This window comes from Chengkuizengella sediminis (genome assembly GCF_010078385.1).
In the GTDB taxonomy this organism is placed as follows: Bacteria; Bacillota; Bacilli; order Paenibacillales; family KCTC-33759; genus Chengkuizengella; species Chengkuizengella sediminis.
In genome coordinates this window covers 13,705-32,972 of the sequence record NZ_SIJC01000009.1, presented here as the reverse complement: position 1 = coordinate 32,972, position 19,268 = coordinate 13,705, and the positions used below count along the sequence as shown (strand labels likewise).

The 19,268-nt window shown below is 34.4% G+C and carries 14 protein-coding genes; 1 reads left to right on the top strand and 13 read right to left on the bottom strand.

Annotated features, from left to right (window positions below; genetic code table 11):
* Positions 1–22: 22 nt before the first annotated feature.
* Both pnpS and EPK97_RS16350 read right to left on the bottom strand, forming a co-directional pair.
* Entirely contained in the window at positions 23–1,819 is a 1,797-nt protein-coding gene (pnpS, locus tag EPK97_RS16355; protein WP_162037703.1) for a two-component system histidine kinase PnpS, read from the bottom strand.
* A 119-nt stretch (positions 1,820–1,938) separates the two neighbouring features.
* Entirely contained in the window at positions 1,939–3,483 is a 1,545-nt protein-coding gene (locus tag EPK97_RS16350; RefSeq protein WP_162037702.1) for a fumarate hydratase, read from the bottom strand.
* Between the two features lie 807 nt (positions 3,484–4,290).
* On the opposite strand from EPK97_RS16350, the gene yfbR reads away from it, so the two are divergent.
* Entirely contained in the window at positions 4,291–4,920 is a 630-nt protein-coding gene (gene yfbR / locus EPK97_RS16345) for a 5'-deoxynucleotidase (RefSeq protein WP_162037841.1), read from the top strand.
* A gap of 890 nt (positions 4,921–5,810) precedes the next feature.
* On the opposite strand, the gene EPK97_RS16340 is transcribed toward yfbR, so the two are convergent.
* The 11 genes from EPK97_RS16340 to EPK97_RS16290 form a co-directional block, all read right to left on the bottom strand.
* On the bottom strand, positions 5,811–6,215 hold the full coding sequence (locus tag EPK97_RS16340) for a hypothetical protein (protein ID WP_162037701.1): 405 nt from the start codon (positions 6,213–6,215) through the stop codon (positions 5,811–5,813).
* Between the two features lie 107 nt (positions 6,216–6,322).
* Positions 6,323–7,267 carry a malate dehydrogenase gene (mdh, locus tag EPK97_RS16335; protein WP_162037700.1) on the bottom strand — a complete coding sequence of 315 codons (945 nt, stop codon included), beginning with the start codon at positions 7,265–7,267 and terminating at the stop codon, positions 6,323–6,325.
* Positions 7,268–7,372: 105 nt separating this feature from the next.
* On the bottom strand, positions 7,373–8,671 hold the full coding sequence (gene icd, locus EPK97_RS16330; protein WP_162037699.1) for an NADP-dependent isocitrate dehydrogenase: 1,299 nt from the start codon (positions 8,669–8,671) through the stop codon (positions 7,373–7,375).
* Positions 8,672–9,017: 346 nt separating this feature from the next.
* Positions 9,018–10,133: a citrate synthase gene (gene citZ, locus EPK97_RS16325; RefSeq protein ID WP_162037698.1), complete on the bottom strand. Its 1,116-nt coding sequence runs from the start codon at positions 10,131–10,133 to the stop codon at positions 9,018–9,020.
* A 187-nt stretch (positions 10,134–10,320) separates the two neighbouring features.
* Entirely contained in the window at positions 10,321–10,707 is a 387-nt protein-coding gene (locus EPK97_RS16320; RefSeq protein WP_162037697.1) for an FxsA family protein, read from the bottom strand.
* 37 nt (positions 10,708–10,744) lie between these two features.
* Positions 10,745–11,098, bottom strand: coding sequence for an acyl-CoA thioesterase (locus EPK97_RS16315; RefSeq protein ID WP_162037840.1), 354 nt, complete (start codon positions 11,096–11,098; stop codon positions 10,745–10,747).
* Positions 11,099–11,448: 350 nt separating this feature from the next.
* Positions 11,449–13,203: a pyruvate kinase gene (pyk, locus tag EPK97_RS16310; protein ID WP_162037696.1), complete on the bottom strand. Its 1,755-nt coding sequence runs from the start codon at positions 13,201–13,203 to the stop codon at positions 11,449–11,451.
* Positions 13,204–13,226: 23 nt separating this feature from the next.
* Positions 13,227–14,195, bottom strand: a complete 969-nt coding sequence (gene accA / locus EPK97_RS16305; RefSeq protein WP_162037695.1) for an acetyl-CoA carboxylase carboxyl transferase subunit alpha — start codon at positions 14,193–14,195, stop codon at positions 13,227–13,229.
* Positions 14,185–15,057, bottom strand: coding sequence for an acetyl-CoA carboxylase, carboxyltransferase subunit beta (accD, locus tag EPK97_RS16300; RefSeq protein ID WP_162037694.1), 873 nt, complete (start codon positions 15,055–15,057; stop codon positions 14,185–14,187). Before accD ends, accA begins: the two co-directional genes overlap by 11 nt.
* Before the next feature lie 75 nt (positions 15,058–15,132).
* Entirely contained in the window at positions 15,133–15,321 is a 189-nt protein-coding gene (locus tag EPK97_RS16295; protein WP_162037693.1) for a glutamate decarboxylase, read from the bottom strand.
* Positions 15,322–15,474: 153 nt separating this feature from the next.
* Positions 15,475–18,987 carry a DNA polymerase III subunit alpha gene (locus EPK97_RS16290; protein WP_162037692.1) on the bottom strand — a complete coding sequence of 1,171 codons (3,513 nt, stop codon included), beginning with the start codon at positions 18,985–18,987 and terminating at the stop codon, positions 15,475–15,477.
* Positions 18,988–19,268: the final 281 nt, after the last annotated feature.

The window sequence follows — 19,268 nt, the reverse complement described above, 5'->3', positions numbered from 1 at the left end:
ATCTATGTAAACTATAGGTAAATTATTGAACAAGTGGTAAATCAATGATAAAAGTAGTTCCGCTCCCAACATCGCTCTCCACCTTGATTTCACCTTTATGCAATTCAACGATATGTTTTACAATAGATAACCCAAGTCCAGTTCCCCCAGAGCTGCGAGAACGAGCTTTATCCACTCTATAAAAACGTTCAAATATTCTTGGTAAATCTTTTTTCGGTATGCCAATTCCAGTATCTGAGATTTTAATACGGACTTTTTCATCATTTACATCTTCAGATAAATTCAAATACTCTACTTGAACCTCGATATGCCCGCTTTCTGGAGTATAGTTAATGGCATTGGATAATAAATTAATAAATACTTGTCTCAGGCGATCCTCATCTGCTTCCATATACAAATCTTGATTTACATTTAGAGCGATATGGATTTGTTTTTCGTTTGATTGCGACTCTAACATTTGTACCGTCTTCTGAACAAATGGATGCATAGCAAGTGGAGAATAATTAAGCGGAATTGCTTTTGATTCAATTTTAGATAGCTCTAATATATCACTAATTAATCGATTTAATCGATCACTTTCATCATATATGATTTGCAAAAATGATTTTGCAGTCTCTCTGTCATCTAAAGCACCGGATAAAAGAGTTTCTGAAAATCCTTTAACAGCTGCAATTGGTGTTTTCAACTCATGTGAGACATTTGCGGCAAAATCACTTCTCATTTTTTCTAATTTACGAATCGCTGTAATATCATGCATTACAATTAATATTCCTGACCATTGTCTATGATCTTGGTGCAATGGAACTAGATTCATTTCTAGTGTTCGTTGCTCTGGGTAATAAAAAGTTAACTCTTCACGAATATGTTGCTTTTTCTGAAGGCAGGTTTGTATCAATGTAATGAGCTCCTGATTTTGTTTTGTATCATTGTAGCGTTTCCCTAATATTTCGTTCTCCTTTATACCTAGGATATTTTCAGATGCACGATTCAATAATACAATTTTTCCATGACGATCGATCATAATAACGCCACTTATTAAGTGTTCTAGAACGGTTTTGAGTCTGATTTCATTTTCTGATATTCGGTTCATTTGATACTGTAAACTTGAAGCCATTTTATTAATGGCTTTTCCTAACTGACCTATTTCGTCTTTGTTATATATTTTTACTTTAGACTGATAATTTCCACGAGTGATTTGCTGTGCTACCATCATAATGTTTTCCAGTGGTTTTGTTAATCCTCGAGTAATTAAAAAACTGATCACTGCAGTTATTATTAATAAAAATAAAATTCCAATGATGTAATAAGTCCATAATTCATTTGTTTTGTATTCCACTTCATCTAAATTTATTGCCAAACGCAAGTATCCGATAGGGTTATTATTATTATTAAAAGGGGCAGCAACATACAACATATTATGGTTGATTGTATTACTGTATCTAATGGCAGTCCCATACTCTCCATTATCGATAATGGAGAGTATTTCTTCCCTAAATAAATGATTGTCCATTTGTTCAGGGTCAAAATCTGACTCTCCTACTACGTTTCCTTCCAAGTCAATAAATGTAATTCTAGCTTGAGTTGACTTGCTGAGTTCTTCAGCACCTTCACTAAAATAAGCAACAATTTCTTGATCATCTACAGTATTTCTCCAGGTCAAAGTGTTTTGTATTACTTTAATCTCCTGGAGTAATTGATCTTTCAAAAATTGCAGCTGAGAATCCTTTAATTTATCAACTGTAAAAAAACCTGCTCCAAGTGCTGTTACTGCCAATAAAGCAATAATAATTAGTGTTAATCTTACGCGTAATTTAACCATTAGAAACCCCTATCCTTCTATATACCTTAAAAGTGACAAGTCGCGTTGTAACATCAAAAAAAGAAATCCTTGTATCATTAGATACTCGGATATTCTTTTCATCATAAACCAATTTTATGTTAAAATACTGATTCTTTAAATTGAGCTAATTTTTCAAGTGATGATTTTTCTACGTCAGCATGTAAGCTTTTCCCATGTGCATCCATTGTCACAATTGCTGCAAACCCTTCTACTTTTAAATGCCACATCGCTTCTGGAATCCCAAATTCTAAAAAGTCAACACTTTCCACTTTTTTAATGGATTCCGCATAATATTGAGCAGCACCACCGATCGCATTTAAGTAAACTCCACCATGCTCCTTTAAAGCTGATAACGTTTTTGCTCCCATGCCGCCTTTTCCTATCACCGCACGGATACCAAATTTTTTAATGATATCACCTTGATAAGGTTCTTCACGAATACTAGTTGTTGGACCTGCTGCTTTTACAACGTATTCATCATTTATTTTAGCCATCACAGGACCACAATGATAAATAATACCGCCATTAAGATCTACAGGAGATTCGTTCTCCATTAAATACTTGTGCAATGCATCTCGCCCTGTATGCATAGCTCCATTAATAATAACAACATCACCAACTTTTAAGTCACGAATTTGTTCCTCAGTAATGGGAGCTTGTAGAACGACTTCTTTTTGATCTGATGAATGATTTCCTTTGTCAGATGTTACTTCATGTTGGTTCTCATCATGTGCTTGATTATCACTACCCTTATCATAAATCCATTCATTAATTTCCCCAGAAGTAGAATCTATCAAAACACCTAAACGGCGAAATGCCCAGCAATTATAAGCTACGGATACAAAAAAACTAGCAGGTAAACGATTCATTACCCCTACCTTACAACCAAGTAGAGTCACTTCCCCTCCAAATCCCATCGTTCCGATTCCTAATTTATTTGCATTATCCATTACGTATTCTTCTAGCTTTTGCAAATCAGAATTAGGATTTATATCATCTACTTCACGTAAAAGTTGTTTCTTTGCAAGTTCATAACCAGTTGTACGATCACCACCAATACCTACTCCAATGAATCCAGCACTACATCCTTGTCCTTGCGCTTGGTACACAGAATGCATAATACACTTTCGAATACCATCAAGATCACGTCCAGCTTTACCTATTCCTTCAAGCTCCATTGGTAAACTGTATTGAATATTTTTATTCTCACAACCTCCGCCTTTTAATATTAAGCGAATATCAATGTCATCTTTTTCCCATTGTTCAAAATGTATTACTGGCGTTCCTTCTCCGATATTATCTCCACTATTTTCCCCAGTAAGAGAATCTACAGAATTTGGACGTAGTTTACTGTCTTGTGTTGCTTTCTTTATAGCAGAAAGGATGTCTTTTTTCATTTCTATTTGATTGACCCCAACAGGTGTATGCACAATAAAAGTAGGCATCCCAGTATCCTGACATATCGGTGAAACATTTGATTCGGCCATACTAATGTTATTCGAAATTGTAGAAAGAGATAATGCTGCTCTCGTACCTTGATTTTCTTTAGACTTTGCTTTTTTGATTGCTTTTCTCACATCTGATGGTAAGTTGGTAGATGTCTCTACTATTAATTGATAAACGCTCTCTTCAAAATGTTTCATGGTAATGATTGCTCCCCTCGTATATAGCCATGTTTATTTGAATATGCACCTTCACATCCATAATTGGAGTGAGCTATTGCATATCAATTTACACAAAATTCACTTTCAATATTATATCATAAAGTGTATCGTTCTTTATAACTCATACAAGAGGAGTATCCCAGATCAATTAGCCTGAAGCTATTCTATAATAAGTTAGAGGATTCATTAATAAATATTTATTTTGATAGTGATTTACATTTGTCACAGAAGGAACTGCTGATTTAATCATTTTATGAAATCCACATTTTCCTGCCTCAAGAAGGTTAGGTGTAACCCCTTGTTCTAAATATTCTTTTGCACATCATCATAAAGTTAACAGAATGTAAAATCACATGTTAAGGTAATTGTCTTTTCATATGTAAATAATTAATTTTTTTAATATCAGTTTAATTTTAAAAATAACCATACAAATATTTGTATGGTTATTTCCAATTTAATATACTTTATGTGGGAAGCATCGCTTTATTGGTATTAAGAGGGCTAGAATAATCACCAACAGTATAAATAAAACCAGTACTACAACAGCAATACCTATGATGAAAAACATGATATACACTCACCTCCCCAACCATTAACTATTACAGTATATGTCTTATACAGCAATTAGATTGGACTAATCCCCCTATGTATATGACTATTTTAAATATCTAATTTACGAACATTTGTTTTATCAACTCAATACTTATGTGATATAATACTGCTAACAAATATGGTTCTTATTTCATATCCTATAAGATCAGAATAGAAAGTTGGGTAATTTATATGATGGAAAACAGCCATTTTTTAGCTTATTTATATCGGCTACGATACATTAAAAGGTGGAGCTTAATGCGAAATGTTGTAAATGAAAATGTTGCTGAGCACTCCTATCATGTTTCACTTATCACACATGTATTATGTTCTATTGCAAATGAAGTATTTGATAAAAACATAAATACAGAAAAAGCTGTTTGTATAGCTTTGTTCCATGATGCAACTGAAGTTTTTACTGGGGACATACCAACCCCCGTCAAACATCATAATGACCAAATCTTAAATAGTTTTAGAGAAATTGAAGAATTAGCATCAGATCGACTTATGAACACTATTCCAGATGTATTAAAGCCCAAGTATGAAACTTTAATACAAACCAGTGAATCTGATCAAGAATTAATGAAGTATGTAAAAGCGGCTGATGAGATAGATGCTTATTTAAAATGCATTTCAGAATTCTCTGCTGGTAACAGGGAATTTGCAACAGCAAAAAAAGATATTGAATTAAGCCTGAAAAACACAAATATGCCTGAAGTTGATTTCTTTTTAAACTCACTTGCTCCAAGTTTCGAAAAAACATTAGATGAATTAAGTCTATTCAGCAGAAATAAAGGAATCCAAAATAGTGAATATAATTCTTAGAAAATAATTTAGTCGAGATTTATACATTTAAATAACTAATCCCTTTCATCTATGAATTGAAAGGGATTAGTTTTTTCCGAGTAACATGATCCTATTCATTTATAAAAAGGAGAACTTCTACGCCGCAACTACCTCACCACTATAGCAGTGAGATAATATATACTATGTTCAAACACTTCATTTGGTATAGACAAGTATCCTTAGACAAGTACACATTTTAATAGTTTTTTATATAGAAAAGACATAGAAAGACCTCACTTTTATAAAATAATAGTGAGGCTTTCATTAGAGGTATATTAAAGAACGCATCGGTGGTAGAATATCATTAAACCTTCTCTTTACTTCATCAATAACATTTTCTTGCTGCTGCAATTAAAATAATCACTAATAAAATAAATAACACTAGTACAATAACTATAGATCCTCCCATTGATTTCACCTCCTGTAATAAGAGATGATATATACTATGTTCAAACACTTCATTTGGTATAGACAAGTATCCTTAGACAAGTACACATTTTAATAGTTTTTAATATAGAAAAGACATAAAAGCCTCACTTTCATAATAGTGAGGCTTTCATTAGAGGTATATTAAAGAGCGCATTGGTGGTAGAATATCATTAAACCTTCTCATTACTTTATCAATATCTTACTGCTGCAATTAAAATAATTACTAATAAAATAAATAACACTAGTACAATACCTATAGATCCCCCCATTGATTTCACCTCCTGTAATAAGAGATGATATATACTATGTTCAAACACTTCATTTGGTATAGACAAGTATCCTTAGACAAGTACACATTTTTTCGATAAAATTAAAGTAATAAAAAAGCATTAAGCGTACTTAATAAAGTACGCTTAATGCTTTCTACCTTCTTATTCCATTTACAATAACGTAGGGTTATACATTAAAACAAGAATTAATAGTACAGCAATTGCATTAATAAAGCTAAACATTTTTGCTTTTTTGTGATCTTCATCAATTGCACTTCCATCTCTTACACGTTTCAATGGTTTTGAAATCATTCCAGTCATTGCAAACATTACTAGTAGCAATAACACTACTACAATCATCCAAGCGATGGAATATCCTTCATATTGACTAATTAAATATCCACCTGTTAAAAATGCTATGATTAATATGTACATCCCTACACGATTAATAAAAACAGATACTTTTGCCATTCCTTCATTTCCATTTTTTAAAGTTAATATAAGAAACGGAAGTAAAATGTAAGCAATTAATAATAAACCTACTGTTGTATGAAGATGTAAAAAACCAGTTTCCATTTTAATAACCCTCCATCATTTTGATAAAAAATCACAATAACATGTTGGCGACCCTAGACATAAAAAGAGTATGGATTATAATCCACACTCTTTTTATCCTATCATGTTTAACCTTTGTCTACAACACTTATCACTTTTCGTACAGAATCTGCTGACTTATCTAGCGCTGTTCTTTCTTCATCCGTTAATTCTAATTCTATGATCTTTTCAATTCCATCTCCACCAAGGATCGTCGGAACACCGATAAATAAGTTATCATACCCATATTCGCCTTCTAAAAATGCAATGGAAGGTATTACACGTTTTTTATCTTTTAAAATTGCTTCTGTCATTTGAACTAGGGAAGCTGCTGGTGCATAGTACGCACTTCCGTTTCCAAGTAAACCTACGATCTCTCCTCCACCTGTACGAGTACGTTTTACAATGGCTTCAATACGATCAGCTGGAATTAATTTATCAATTGGAATACCTGCTACATTCGTGTAACGTACAAGAGGTACCATGTCATCCCCATGACCTCCCAATACAAATCCGTGAACGTCCTCAACAGAAACATTTAATTCTTGAGAAATAAATGTAAAGTAACGAGCTGCATCCAATACACCTGACTGACCAATGACACGATTTTTAGGGAATCCAAGAGTATTAAATGCAACATAAGTCATAGCATCCACTGGATTACTTAAAATGATTACATATGAATCTGGACAATATTTTTTTACATTCTCACATACTGATTTCATGATACCTGCATTCGTATTTACTAAATCATCTCTGCTCATGCCAGGTTTACGTGCAATACCTGCAGTAATAATGACTACATCCGCACCCTCAGCATCCTCATAACTAGAGGTACCAATGATATTACTATCAAAACCTTGTACTGGGCTAGCTTCTAACATATCAAGCGCTTTACCTTTTGTAGGATTCTCTAATTGTGGAATATCAATTAATACAACGTCACCCAATTCTTTTTGAGCTAGCATTAGTGCGGTAGTTGCTCCAGTAAATCCTGCCCCTACCACTGCAATTTTTTTTCTTTGAATTGCCATTTAAGATTCTCCTCTTTTATGTAATTTTTTTTTACTTCTCTACTCTTTAAAGTCCCCTCACTTCAATCAGTGAGGGGAGATTAATTAAATTTATTTTATTTTTATTTAAGCCATGTGTTTAATAATTTCATCTGCAAATTCTGAACATTTAACCTTTGTAGCATTTTCCATTAATCTTTCAAAATCATAAGTTACTGTTTTATTAGAAATTGCTGTTTCCATTCCTTTGTAAATTAAATCAGCAGCTTCTTTCCAACCTAAATGTTCAAGCATTAATACACCTGATAAAATGACAGAACCAGGATTAACTACGTCTAAACCAGCATATTTTGGAGCTGTTCCATGAGTAGCTTCAAAGATTGCATGTCCAGTAACATAGTTAATATTCGCTCCAGGAGCAATACCAATACCACCTACTTGAGCAGCTAAAGCATCAGATAAATAGTCTCCATTTAAATTCAATGTAGCGATCACATCAAAATCTTTCGGACGAGTAAGTACTTGTTGTAGTGCAATATCTGCAATTGCATCCTTCACAAGAATCTTACCTGCAGCAAGAGCCTCATCTTGTGCTTTATCCGCTGCCTCTTTCCCTTCAGCTTCTTCAATACGATCATATTGTCCCCAAGTGAATACTTTGTCACCGTATTCTTCTTCCGCTATTTCATAACCCCAGTTTTTAAATGCACCTTCAGTGAATTTCATAATATTCCCTTTATGTACTAAAGTTACACTTTTACGTTCATGTTTAATCGCATATTCGATTGCGCCTTTCACAAGACGTTTTGTTCCTTCAGAAGAAACTGGTTTAATTCCAATCCCTGAAGTTTCAGGGAAACGAATTTTGTTCACTCCCATTTCATTTTGTAAGAAATCAATGACCTTTTTCACTTCGTCAGAACCTTGTTCATATTCGATTCCCGCATAAATATCCTCAGTATTCTCACGGAAAATAGCCATATCAACTAATTCAGGACGTTTGACAGGTGAAGGAACACCATCAAAGTATCTAACTGGACGTAGACATGTGTATAAATCTAATTCTTGACGAAGAGCAACGTTTAAAGAACGAATTCCTCCACCAATTGGTGTGGTTAAAGGTCCTTTAATTGCAACAAAATATTCTCTAATTGCAGTTAAAGTATCCTCTGGCAACCATTCATTATATTTATCAAAAGATTTTTGACCAGCAAAAACCTCATACCAAGCAATTTCTTTTTCGCCATTGTAAGCTTTTTCTACAGCAGCGTCTAAAACACGTTTTGAAGCCGCCCAAATATCAGGACCAGTTCCATCTCCTTCAATAAAAGGAATGATTGGTTTATTAGGAACCTGTAATTTTCCATTTTCGATTGTGATTTTTTCTCCGTTTGTTGGTTGATCGTAATTTTTGAATTGTACCATTGAATTGGTACCTCCTTCATTATGCTTAAGTTTTAGTACTAAGTTCACAAAGTTAAGTTTTCAGCACCGAGAAGGTGACTTGAACCTGTAGAAGCCATTTTATCGGGGTCCCCGTAAAAGTATTATGACTACACTTCAACGCATTTCTTCACTTTTTGGGGTGAAGCAAGTGTAGGGCATTTCTACATGAGCACCGGACTTCAAAGGTGAGGGTCAGATTCGATGTCGAGTAAACCTCCTAGTGATACATCGTGATCCCTACTTAAAATCAGTCACATCCATGTGACTAATGTAGGATCAGCACTTCCTGTGCTGACAAAGTGGGGGACTTTTTGAACAACTTATATTATCTGTTTTCTATATCGACATAGGGTTGGCTAGAAGGTCCAATATATTCTGCACGAGGACGAATTAAACGATTATTGTCTAATTGCTCTAGAATATGAGCAGACCATCCCGATACACGACTAAATGCAAAAATAGGTGTAAATAAATCACGTGGAATCTGTAAGGATGTATAAACAGAAGCTGAATAAAAATCAGTATTTGGTTTTAATCCTTTTTTCTCTGTGATTATTTTGTCAATAATAGTGGACATATCATACCACTTCATCTCACCAGTGATTTTACCTAATTCATAGGACATTTTTTGTAAGTGTTTTGCTCGAGGATCACCTGTTTTATAAACACGATGTCCAAATCCCATGATTTTTTCTTTATTTTCTAATTTCTTTTCAATGTATGGCTCCGCATTTTCAATGGTCTCTATTTCTTCTAACATCACCATTACTGCTTCATTTGCTCCACCATGAAGAGGTCCTTTTAATGTACCAATAGCAGATGTAACACCTGAATAAACATCTGATAATGTTGCAACGGTTACACGAGAAGCAAATGTTGAAGCGTTTAATTCATGGTCTGCATGTAAAATTAAAGCTTTATCTAAAGCTTCAATCGCAACAGGATCTGGCTCTTCACCTGTAAGTGTGTACAAGAAGTTATAACAAAGAGATGCATCTTTTTTAGGTTGAATAGGTTCTTTTCCTTCACGAATTCTTGCAAAAGCAGAAATGATTGTTGGAATTTTTGCTTGAAGACGAATTGCTTTTCTTACATTCGCTTCTTTACTCATATCCTCTGCTTCTTCATCATATAATGCTAAACTTGAAACGGTTGTACGAAGTGCAGCCATCGCATTTGAGTCTTTAGGAAAAAGTTTGATTTGTTCTAGAACTTCATTTGGAATTACCATGTTTTCAACTAACTGTTTATTAAATTCTGCTAAATCTGTTTGATTTGGCAATTTACCAAACCATAATAAATAAACAACTTCTTCAAAAGTACTTTTTTCAGCTAAATCATCAATGTTAATACCACGATATGTTAATACTCCATCAATAATGGAGCTAACGGAAGAAGTAGTCGCCACGATACCTTCTAAACCTTTTGTAGGTGCTGTCATTATATACTCTCCTTTATTTAAAGATATAATTTACTTGAATTGAACATCCAAATATTTACTCTGGTCATTTAATAATCATTCATATTAATGATAAAGGATTTCATACAAATTGTGAACTCATCTGGACATAAAACTTCATTATCATTATTATAAAGATTATTTTAATCCTATGGAATTCTCATACATCCTAAAAACGGATAATGGTTCCTTTGGACATTAGTTTTTTTATAAAATACAAAATCCATCCCTTAAAAAAACCTCTTGTCATAGGCAAAACAAGCATAAAACCAACAGTATCTGTTAAAAACCCAGGAGTAAGTAAAAGTAGTCCACCTGAAAAAATACATATACCATCTAAAATAGAACCTGCTGGAACCCGACCTGAAGACATTTCAAATCTAGCCTGATTCATGACCTTAGCCCCTTCACTTTTTGCTAAAAAAGCACCTATAAATCCAGTAAGTAAAATTAATATAAAAGTTTCAAAGCCACCAATTAATCCTCCAACCGTTATTAATCCAAAAATTTCTATTGCAGGTACAACGATCATAATGACAACGAGTAAACGAAACATAATAACACTCCCTTCATTTTACTTTGTCACTTTACATCTATCCTATTGTTAAACGTTCATATAACTCAGGTGCTTCTTCGTCCAAACGAACCGTCTTCCATTGTGAGTTTAACCATACATGTACTGTTTTTCCAGTAACTAAAAGATCGTCTCCCTTTCGGATTTCGACTTCAAATATAATTTTTTTATTCGTAAACTCAGCCACTTTTGTATAAATATCAATAACATCATCGTATCTAGCTGGTTTTCTAAAGCTCATTTGTACATCAACAACGGGAAGGTATAGCCCTAATTTTTCAATATCTCTATAACTATTACCCATCTCTCTTACATATTCTGTCCTTCCTATTTCAAACCAATTCAAATAATTCCCATGGTGCACTACACCCATTTGATCTGTTTCTTGATATCTTACCCTTACTTGATGTTTTTGCCATTCTGCCGTTTCCACTAGTACCCCTCCTACTTTATCCAATATTTTTATTTTAACATAATAAAAAGAGCCAGTCAGATTTGGATTATCTAACTAAGCTCCTCTAACGTTAAGTTAAATCTATTGGTTCGTGTTTAAAAGTTCAGTTTTAAGCACCGAGAAGTTTGTACGAATATGCAGAAGCTGGAGCGGAGTGTAGTGATTTGTTACATGAGCACCGGACTTCAAATATGAGTGCAAAATTCGATGTCGAAATCACTCCACTGAGCCACTTCGTGATCAAAAGGGGACTTTTAAAACAACCTCTATTATAAGGTTTCTGATTTTCCAGAATAAATGAAACCTTGTTCACTATATACAGAAACATCCATGCCATCTTTTAATATATTTAAGGCATTATCTACACTAACAATAACAGGAATACCTAATTCAACCCCAACTACTGCTGCATGTGAAGTAAGGCCACCTGTCTCAGTTATAATTGCTGATGCTTTTTGCATGGCTGAAATATAATCCTTATCAGTTCCAACGGTAACTAATATACATCCTTCTGAAACCTTCTCATTCGCTTCTTCTGGTGTACGAGCTGCAACAACCCTTCCTGTCACACTATAACTACCAATTCCTTGACCTTTAGCAATCATTTCACCAATGTGATGGATCTTAATTAAGTTTGTTGTTCCAGAACGCCCAATTGGTACTCCAGCAGTGATTACTACTAAATCTCCGAATTGAACATATCCTGCTCTTAACCCACTATTTACTGCAAGTTCAAACATTTCATCTGTAGAATCTGCCTGTTCTCCTTTAACTGGATTTACTCCCCATACTAAGGATAAACGACGCATAACCTGTTTATCTGGAGTTACTGCAATGATAGGAGACTTAGGACGATATTTGGATACCATACGTGCTGTATAACCACTTTGGGTGGATGTGAAAATGGCTTTTGCATTTAAATCTAAAGCAGAATTCGCAACAGATTGACTTATGGATTCCGTCACAGTAATTTGTTGAATACTCGTTTGTTTTAAGAAGATTTCACGGTATTCAAGTGCAGATTCTGCTTTTTCTGCAATACGAGCCATTGTTTTCACTGATTCCAAAGGATATTTCCCTTGTGCAGTTTCTCCAGATAACATGATCGCATCAGTTCCATCAAAAATCGCATTGGCAACATCACTCGCTTCCGCTCTAGTTGGGCGAGGATTACGTTGCATAGAATCAAGCATTTGTGTAGCTGTAATAACTGGTTTACCCGCTTGGTTGCATTTCTCAATCATTCGTTTTTGAACTAATGGTACTTCTTCTGCTGGGATTTCAACACCTAGATCCCCACGTGCAACCATTAATCCATCAGATACTTCTAAAATTTCATCAAGATTGTCCACACCTTCTTGATTCTCAATTTTTGAAATAATATGTATATGTTGTGCATTATAACGTTGTAATAAATCTCTAATCTCTAGTACATCACTTGCTTTTCGCACAAATGAAGCTGCAATAAAGTCAACACCTTGTTCGATTCCAAAAATAATATCATTGGTATCCTTTTCAGTAATACCTGGTAATGATATCTTTACTCCAGGTACATTTACACCTTTTCTACTACCAAGCAAACCACCATTCACAATTTTACACTTAATTTCAGTATCTTGGACTTCCACAACTTCCAAACCAATTAATCCGTCATCAATTAATATCGTAGATCCGATATGAACTTCTTTAGGAAGCTCATCATAAGTAATTGCAACACGACTTTGACCACCTTGAATTTCTTCTGTGGTCAAAGTAATATATTCGTTGGCAACAAGTTGAACCTTATCTTCTTTTAATTTCCCTGTTCTAATTTCAGGTCCTTTAGTATCTAATAAAATAGCAACTGTTTTACCTAATTCCTCACTAGCTTTTCTAATGTTTACGATACGATTTCCATGTTCTTCAAAATCACCATGAGAAAAATTTAATCTTCCTACATTCAAACCTGCTTGGATTAACTCTTTTGTTTTTTCCAATGTTTCACTTGCTGGTCCTAAAGTACATACAATTTTTGTTTTACGCATGTTTCTACTCCTCCTAGTCCAAACTAATATACATTTTCAAGCACAGTAAAACTCCCAATTTTCCTAAATTTTTTGTATCTATCTTCTTTTATCTCAAATTCATCCAACCCATTAAGTTGTACGAGATGTTTCAGTATAGTTTCTTTTATCATCTCAGCTTGTTCTTTTACGTTCTGATGAGCTCCACCTTTTGGTTCTGGAATGATTTCATCAGCTACTCCAAAGTTATGAATATGATTTGCAGTTATTCTCATGGATTCTGCAGCAAGAAGGGATTTGGAAGCATCTTTATAAAGGATAGAAGCAGCAGCTTCTGGGCTACTCACAGAATAAATGGCATTTTCTAACATAAGCACTCTATTTCCTACACCTAAAGCCAGAGCCCCTCCACTTCCACCTTCACCAATAACGATACAAATAATAGGCACTTCAAAACCAGCCATTTCCAATAAATTCTTAGCAATAGCTTCAGCCTGACCTCTTTCTTCTGCAGCACCACCTGGATAAGCACCAGGGGTATCAATAAATGTAATAATGGGTCTTTTAAATTTATTTGCTTGTTTCATTAAACGTAATCCTTTACGGAATCCTTCAGGATGAGGCATACCAAAATTACGTGCAATATTATCCTTCGTGTCTTTTCCTTTTTGATGACCAACAATCGTTACTGATTGACCATTCAACTTGGCTATGCCACCAACAATCGCTAAATCATCCCCATAAGAACGATCTCCATGTAATTCAATAAAATCATCAAATATATGTTGAACATAATCTAATGTAGTAGGACGCATAGGATGCCTAGCTATTTGTATCTTTTGCGAGACTGTTAAATTAGAAAAAATTTCTTCTTCCAAATCCACATATCTTTGTTCGAGGCGATTAATTTCTTCAGATATATCAATTTCTTTTTCAATCCCAAATTTGCGTATTTCATTAATTTTCGCACGTAAATCTATAAGAGGTTTTTCAAATGGCAGTTCATTCGCCATATTCGGTTTCCTCCTTTGTTAAATGTAAATCTAATAATTTAATTAAAGTGTTTTTCATTTGATCGCGTGGAACAACTTTGTCCAGTTGCCCATGTTTTAAATTAAATTCCGCCGTTTGGAATGTTTCTGGCAATTTTTGTCTAATGGTTTGCTCAATCACTCGTCTACCAGTAAATCCAAAAGCAGCACCTGGTTCTGCGATAATATAATCTCCTAACATGGCAAAACTGGCAGGGACACCTCCAAAAGTCGGATCAGTAATAATGGAAATATATAATCCACCTTGATCACTAAATTTTTGGATTGCTGCACTTGTTTTAGCCATTTGCATTAAACTTAGGATACTTTCTTCCATTCTAGCTCCACCGGATGTAGAAAAAATAAGCAATGGATAGTTTTTATTCATTGCTGTTTCAATGGCTCTAGTTACTTTTTCACCTACAACAGATCCCATGCTACCGCCAAAAAATTCAAAACTCATCCCTGCCACTACCACAGGAAATCCTCCTAGTGTTCCTTCTCCTGTGATAACTGCATCCTTTGAACCTGTTTTTTCTTGATGTTTTGTTATTTTCTCTTTATAACCTGGAAAATCTAATGGATCTTCAGATATCATATCACTGTCATATTCAAATAATCTTCCATCATCTAATGTGATTTGAAATCTTTCTTTTGCGTTTAATCTAAAATGATGACCACAGCCTGAACAAACCTTTAAATTTTTTTCTAACTCTTTATTAAATTGAATCGTTCCACATTTTGGACACTTGTTCATCAATCCCTCTGGAATATTGTCTCGCTTAGAGTTTTCAGAAGGGATTGTTGCATATTTTCTTTTTTTATTAAATAGTTCTTTAAACACTTATTACACCTCACAAGGCGTTTTATTTTTTAGCGCTCATTTTTATAAGGTTAAACAAACATGTATGTATTGTGGTTATTTGTGAAGCAGGGTACTCAGTACCTCCTGCACTTCTTCCACTTCTCCCTCAGGGACCAATATTTCAAATTGATTTTTGGATAATCCGCTTGATTTAATTTTCACAAAAAAACCTTCGGTAGTCAGGTTATCCTTTAATCGTTCAGCCTTTTTTTCAGTAGGTACAATATAAATTACTGTCCACATGAATGAAACCTCCTGAATTTGTTTGTAATGTTTGTTATTGATTAAAGTATCACGATTAACCTTATCCTTCCCCATAACAAAGCTTATCCTAGATTTTACGAATTGTAAAGAGATGAAAAATGATCAATATGTGATTTGTTTTATGATACCCAATTATCTCACTTTTACTGTTCCTTTCCCTAAGAATGCTTCAATAGCTGTAAAAAGCTCTTGTGAAGGTTTTATATTAAATGATTCATTTAATGCTACGATCTTATGGGTTTGTTCATAAAATAATATGACTTCAAGAGGGCCTGTATGTTTTTTCAGCATTTTTTTTAATTTCACTAGTTTTTCGGCACTTTGATTCATTTCCATAATCTTAATGTATACATGCTGTTTATTATTCAGTTTATTTTTTTCCCTTTTCTCAGAGTAGTCCTGTTTAGGACTTTCTTTGACAAAAAACTTTTCGCTGATGTCATCTATTGGAACAACACGATGTACTAATAGTTTTATCCCTTCATCTTGATGTTGTATTTTTCCTTCTAAATACACAATTTTCCCTTTTTCAATGTTTTCCCCATATTTTTTCCAAGTTTCAGGAAAAATAATTGCTTCTAATTTAGTGATACGATCCTCTAATTCCATAAAGGCCATCTGTTGACCTTTTTTTGTTAATATCATTCTAGATGATATAATCATACCTACAACTCGAGCAATGGTATTTTCCTTCAACTCACCCATTAGATGTATCTCATTTGTATTTAAATTGGCTATTTTTCCTTGATATGCATCAAGTGGATGTCCGGAAACGAATAAACCTAACATTTCTTTTTCTTGTTCTAGCCTTTGTGTTTCTGTAAAGGCCAAAACCTCTGGATAATCTATGGTCCAGTTCATTTCCTCAGTTAATCCAAATAGATGAATTTGTAGATCTTCTCTTTCTTTTTTCCATTTCACTGCAGCATCCATCGTTTCATCTAACATGGCTAACAATTGAGCACGATGACCTGGAAGAAAATCAAAAGCTCCACTTAAAATGAGCGATTCTACTACCCTTGTATTACATGCCTTTGAGTCCACTTTCTGACAAAAATCCAACAAGTCTTCAAACGGCGAACTTTGTCTTTCATTAATTATAGATTTCATTGCTGTTGTTCCTACATTTTTAATCGCGGCCAATCCAAATCGAATAGCACCCTTCCATTGATCATTGGAGTTTTGATCCTTAACTGGTGTAAACAAAATATCACTTTCATTTACATCTGGAGGTAATACTTTAATTTTCATTCTTCGACATTCATCAATATATTCAGCTAATTTCCCCTGATTTCCAATTACAGAAGTTAACATAGCAGACATAAACTGTACTGGATAATGAGCCTTTAAATAAGCCGTTTGAAATGCTAATACTCCGTAAGCAGTTGCATGAGCCCTTGGAAATCCATAATCTGCAAATCGAACGATCATATCATAGACTTTATTCGCATCTGTTTCAGCATACCCTTGATTTATAGATCCTGTTACAAAGGCCTCTCGTTGCTTAACTAACTCTTCCCTTTTCTTTTTAGATACAGCTCGTCTAAGAAGATCCGCTTCTCCCAGACTAAAACCTGCCATCTTTGATGCAATTTGCATAATCTGCTCTTGATACACGATAATGCCATACGTGTCAGATAATATAGTTTTGAGAGAGGAGTGTGGGTATTCTACCTTGATTTTTTTATGTTTACCTTGAATATATTTAGGGATAAACTCCATTGGTCCTGGACGATACAAGGCTAGAACAGAAATAATATCCTCAAATTCTGAAGGTTTTAAATCTTTTAGAACACGACGTACACCCGATGATTCTAATTGAAAGATACCTGTTGTTTCCCCTTTGCTTAACATCTCATATGTTGTTGCATCATTTACATTTAATTTTTGTAGATCTATATCAACATTAACCTGTTTTTTGATCCAATCCAGCGTTCTTTCAATAATAGATAATGTACGCAGACCTAAAAAATCCATCTTTAACAATCCAATAGATTCAAGCTGCTCCATAGGATATTGAGTTAGAGGGATTTGATCCGTTCCATCCTGTAGAGGAGCGTAATTTGTTAAAGGTTCTTTAGATATGACAACACCCGCTGCGTGTGTAGATGCATGTCTAGGAAATCCTTCTACTTTAGATGCCATATTTAAAAGTTCGTAAATTTTCTCGTTTTTTTCATAGGCGCTTTTTAGATCAGGATTATAAGAAATTGCTTTATCAATAGTGATTCCAAGCTGATTTGGAATCATTTTTGCTGTTTTATCCACTTCTTGATAAGGAAAGTTTAGTACTCTACCAACGTCTCTTACAGCGGCTTTTGCCGCCATTGTACCGAAAGTGATAATTTGGGCTACATGTTCTGAACCATATTTTTGTACAACATAATCAATGACTTCTTCCCGTCGTTCATCGCTAAAATCAATATCAATATCTGGCATAGAAATTCTTTCTGGATTTAAAAATCGTTCAAATAATAGCTCATAACGTATTGGATCTACATTCGTTATGTTTAAAACATAGGCGACTAAGCTGCCCGCAGAAGAACCTCTTCCAGGCCCAGTCATGATATTTTTTTCATGTGCGAAACGAATAAAATCCCAAACGATTAAAAAATAATCCGAATACCCCATGTTTTGAATGACACGAAGTTCATAGTCCAGTCTTTCTTTAACTTCTGCCTGAAAGGATGGATCCTCCCATTCCAGTAACCCTTGATATCTTTTTAGTAAACCTTCTTCACAAAGATGGTTCAAATAAGTATGTGAGTTAAATCCCTCGGGTATTGGTGCATATTGGGGTAAAATAGACGCTCCTAAATTTAACTGCAGATTACATTTATTTTCTATTACTTTTGTATTATGGATCGCTTCAGGAACAAATGAAAATAAATCATTCATCTCAGATTGACTTTTAAGATATAATTGATCTGTTTGAAACTTCATTCTGTGTGAATCTTCTAATGTTTTACCAGTACCAATACAAATTAGAACATCCTGTACAGAATAGTCCTCTTGTTGAATGTAGTGGACATCATTTGTTGCTACTAATTGAATACCCGTGTCACGACTCAGTTTGATCATGTTATTCATCACTTTTTTCTGTTCAAAAATCCCATGGTCCTGGATCTCTAGGTAAAAATCCTCTCCAAATATACGATGATAACGGTCGGCTGCCTTTTTAGCTTTACCCCACTCTTCATGAAGTAAATGTTGTGAAACTTCTCCTCCTAAACAAGCGCTCAAACAAATGAGTCCCTCTGCATGCTTTTTTAAATGTTGCTCATCAATTCTAGGTTTATAATGATGCCCTTTGAGATGTGCAATCGAACAAATTTTCATTAGGTTTTGATAACCCTTTTCATTTTTGCATAACAGAATCAGATGATATATCGGACTCTCTTTTCTAGATTTTTTTTCATGCAAAGATTCAGCCGTGAAATACACCTCACAACCAATGATGGGTTTTATATTATTTTTTAGACATGATTTATAAAATGGGAGTGCTCCATACATCACGCCATGATCAGTTAATGCAAGTGCGTTCATGGATAATTCGGACGCTCTTTTTGTTAAGTGCTCGATTCGAGCTGCTCCATCCAATAAACTATATTCACTATGTACGTGTAGGTGAGTAAACCTTTCCATTTTTCTAACGCTCCTTAATAGAGGTTGTTCAAAAAGTCCCCTTTTGCCAGCACAGGACGTGCTGGTACTATATTTGTCACATGGAAGTGACTGGTTTTAAGTAGTGATCACGAAGTGGCTAAAGGGGGCGACTTCGACATCGAATCTTGCACTCACATTTGAAGTCCGGTGCTCATGTAACCAATCACTACACTTGCTACACCCCAAAAAGTGAAGAAGATCTTTGTAGTGTAGTCCTAACACTTTTCGGGGACCCCGAAAAAGACTGGCTTCTATGTCGT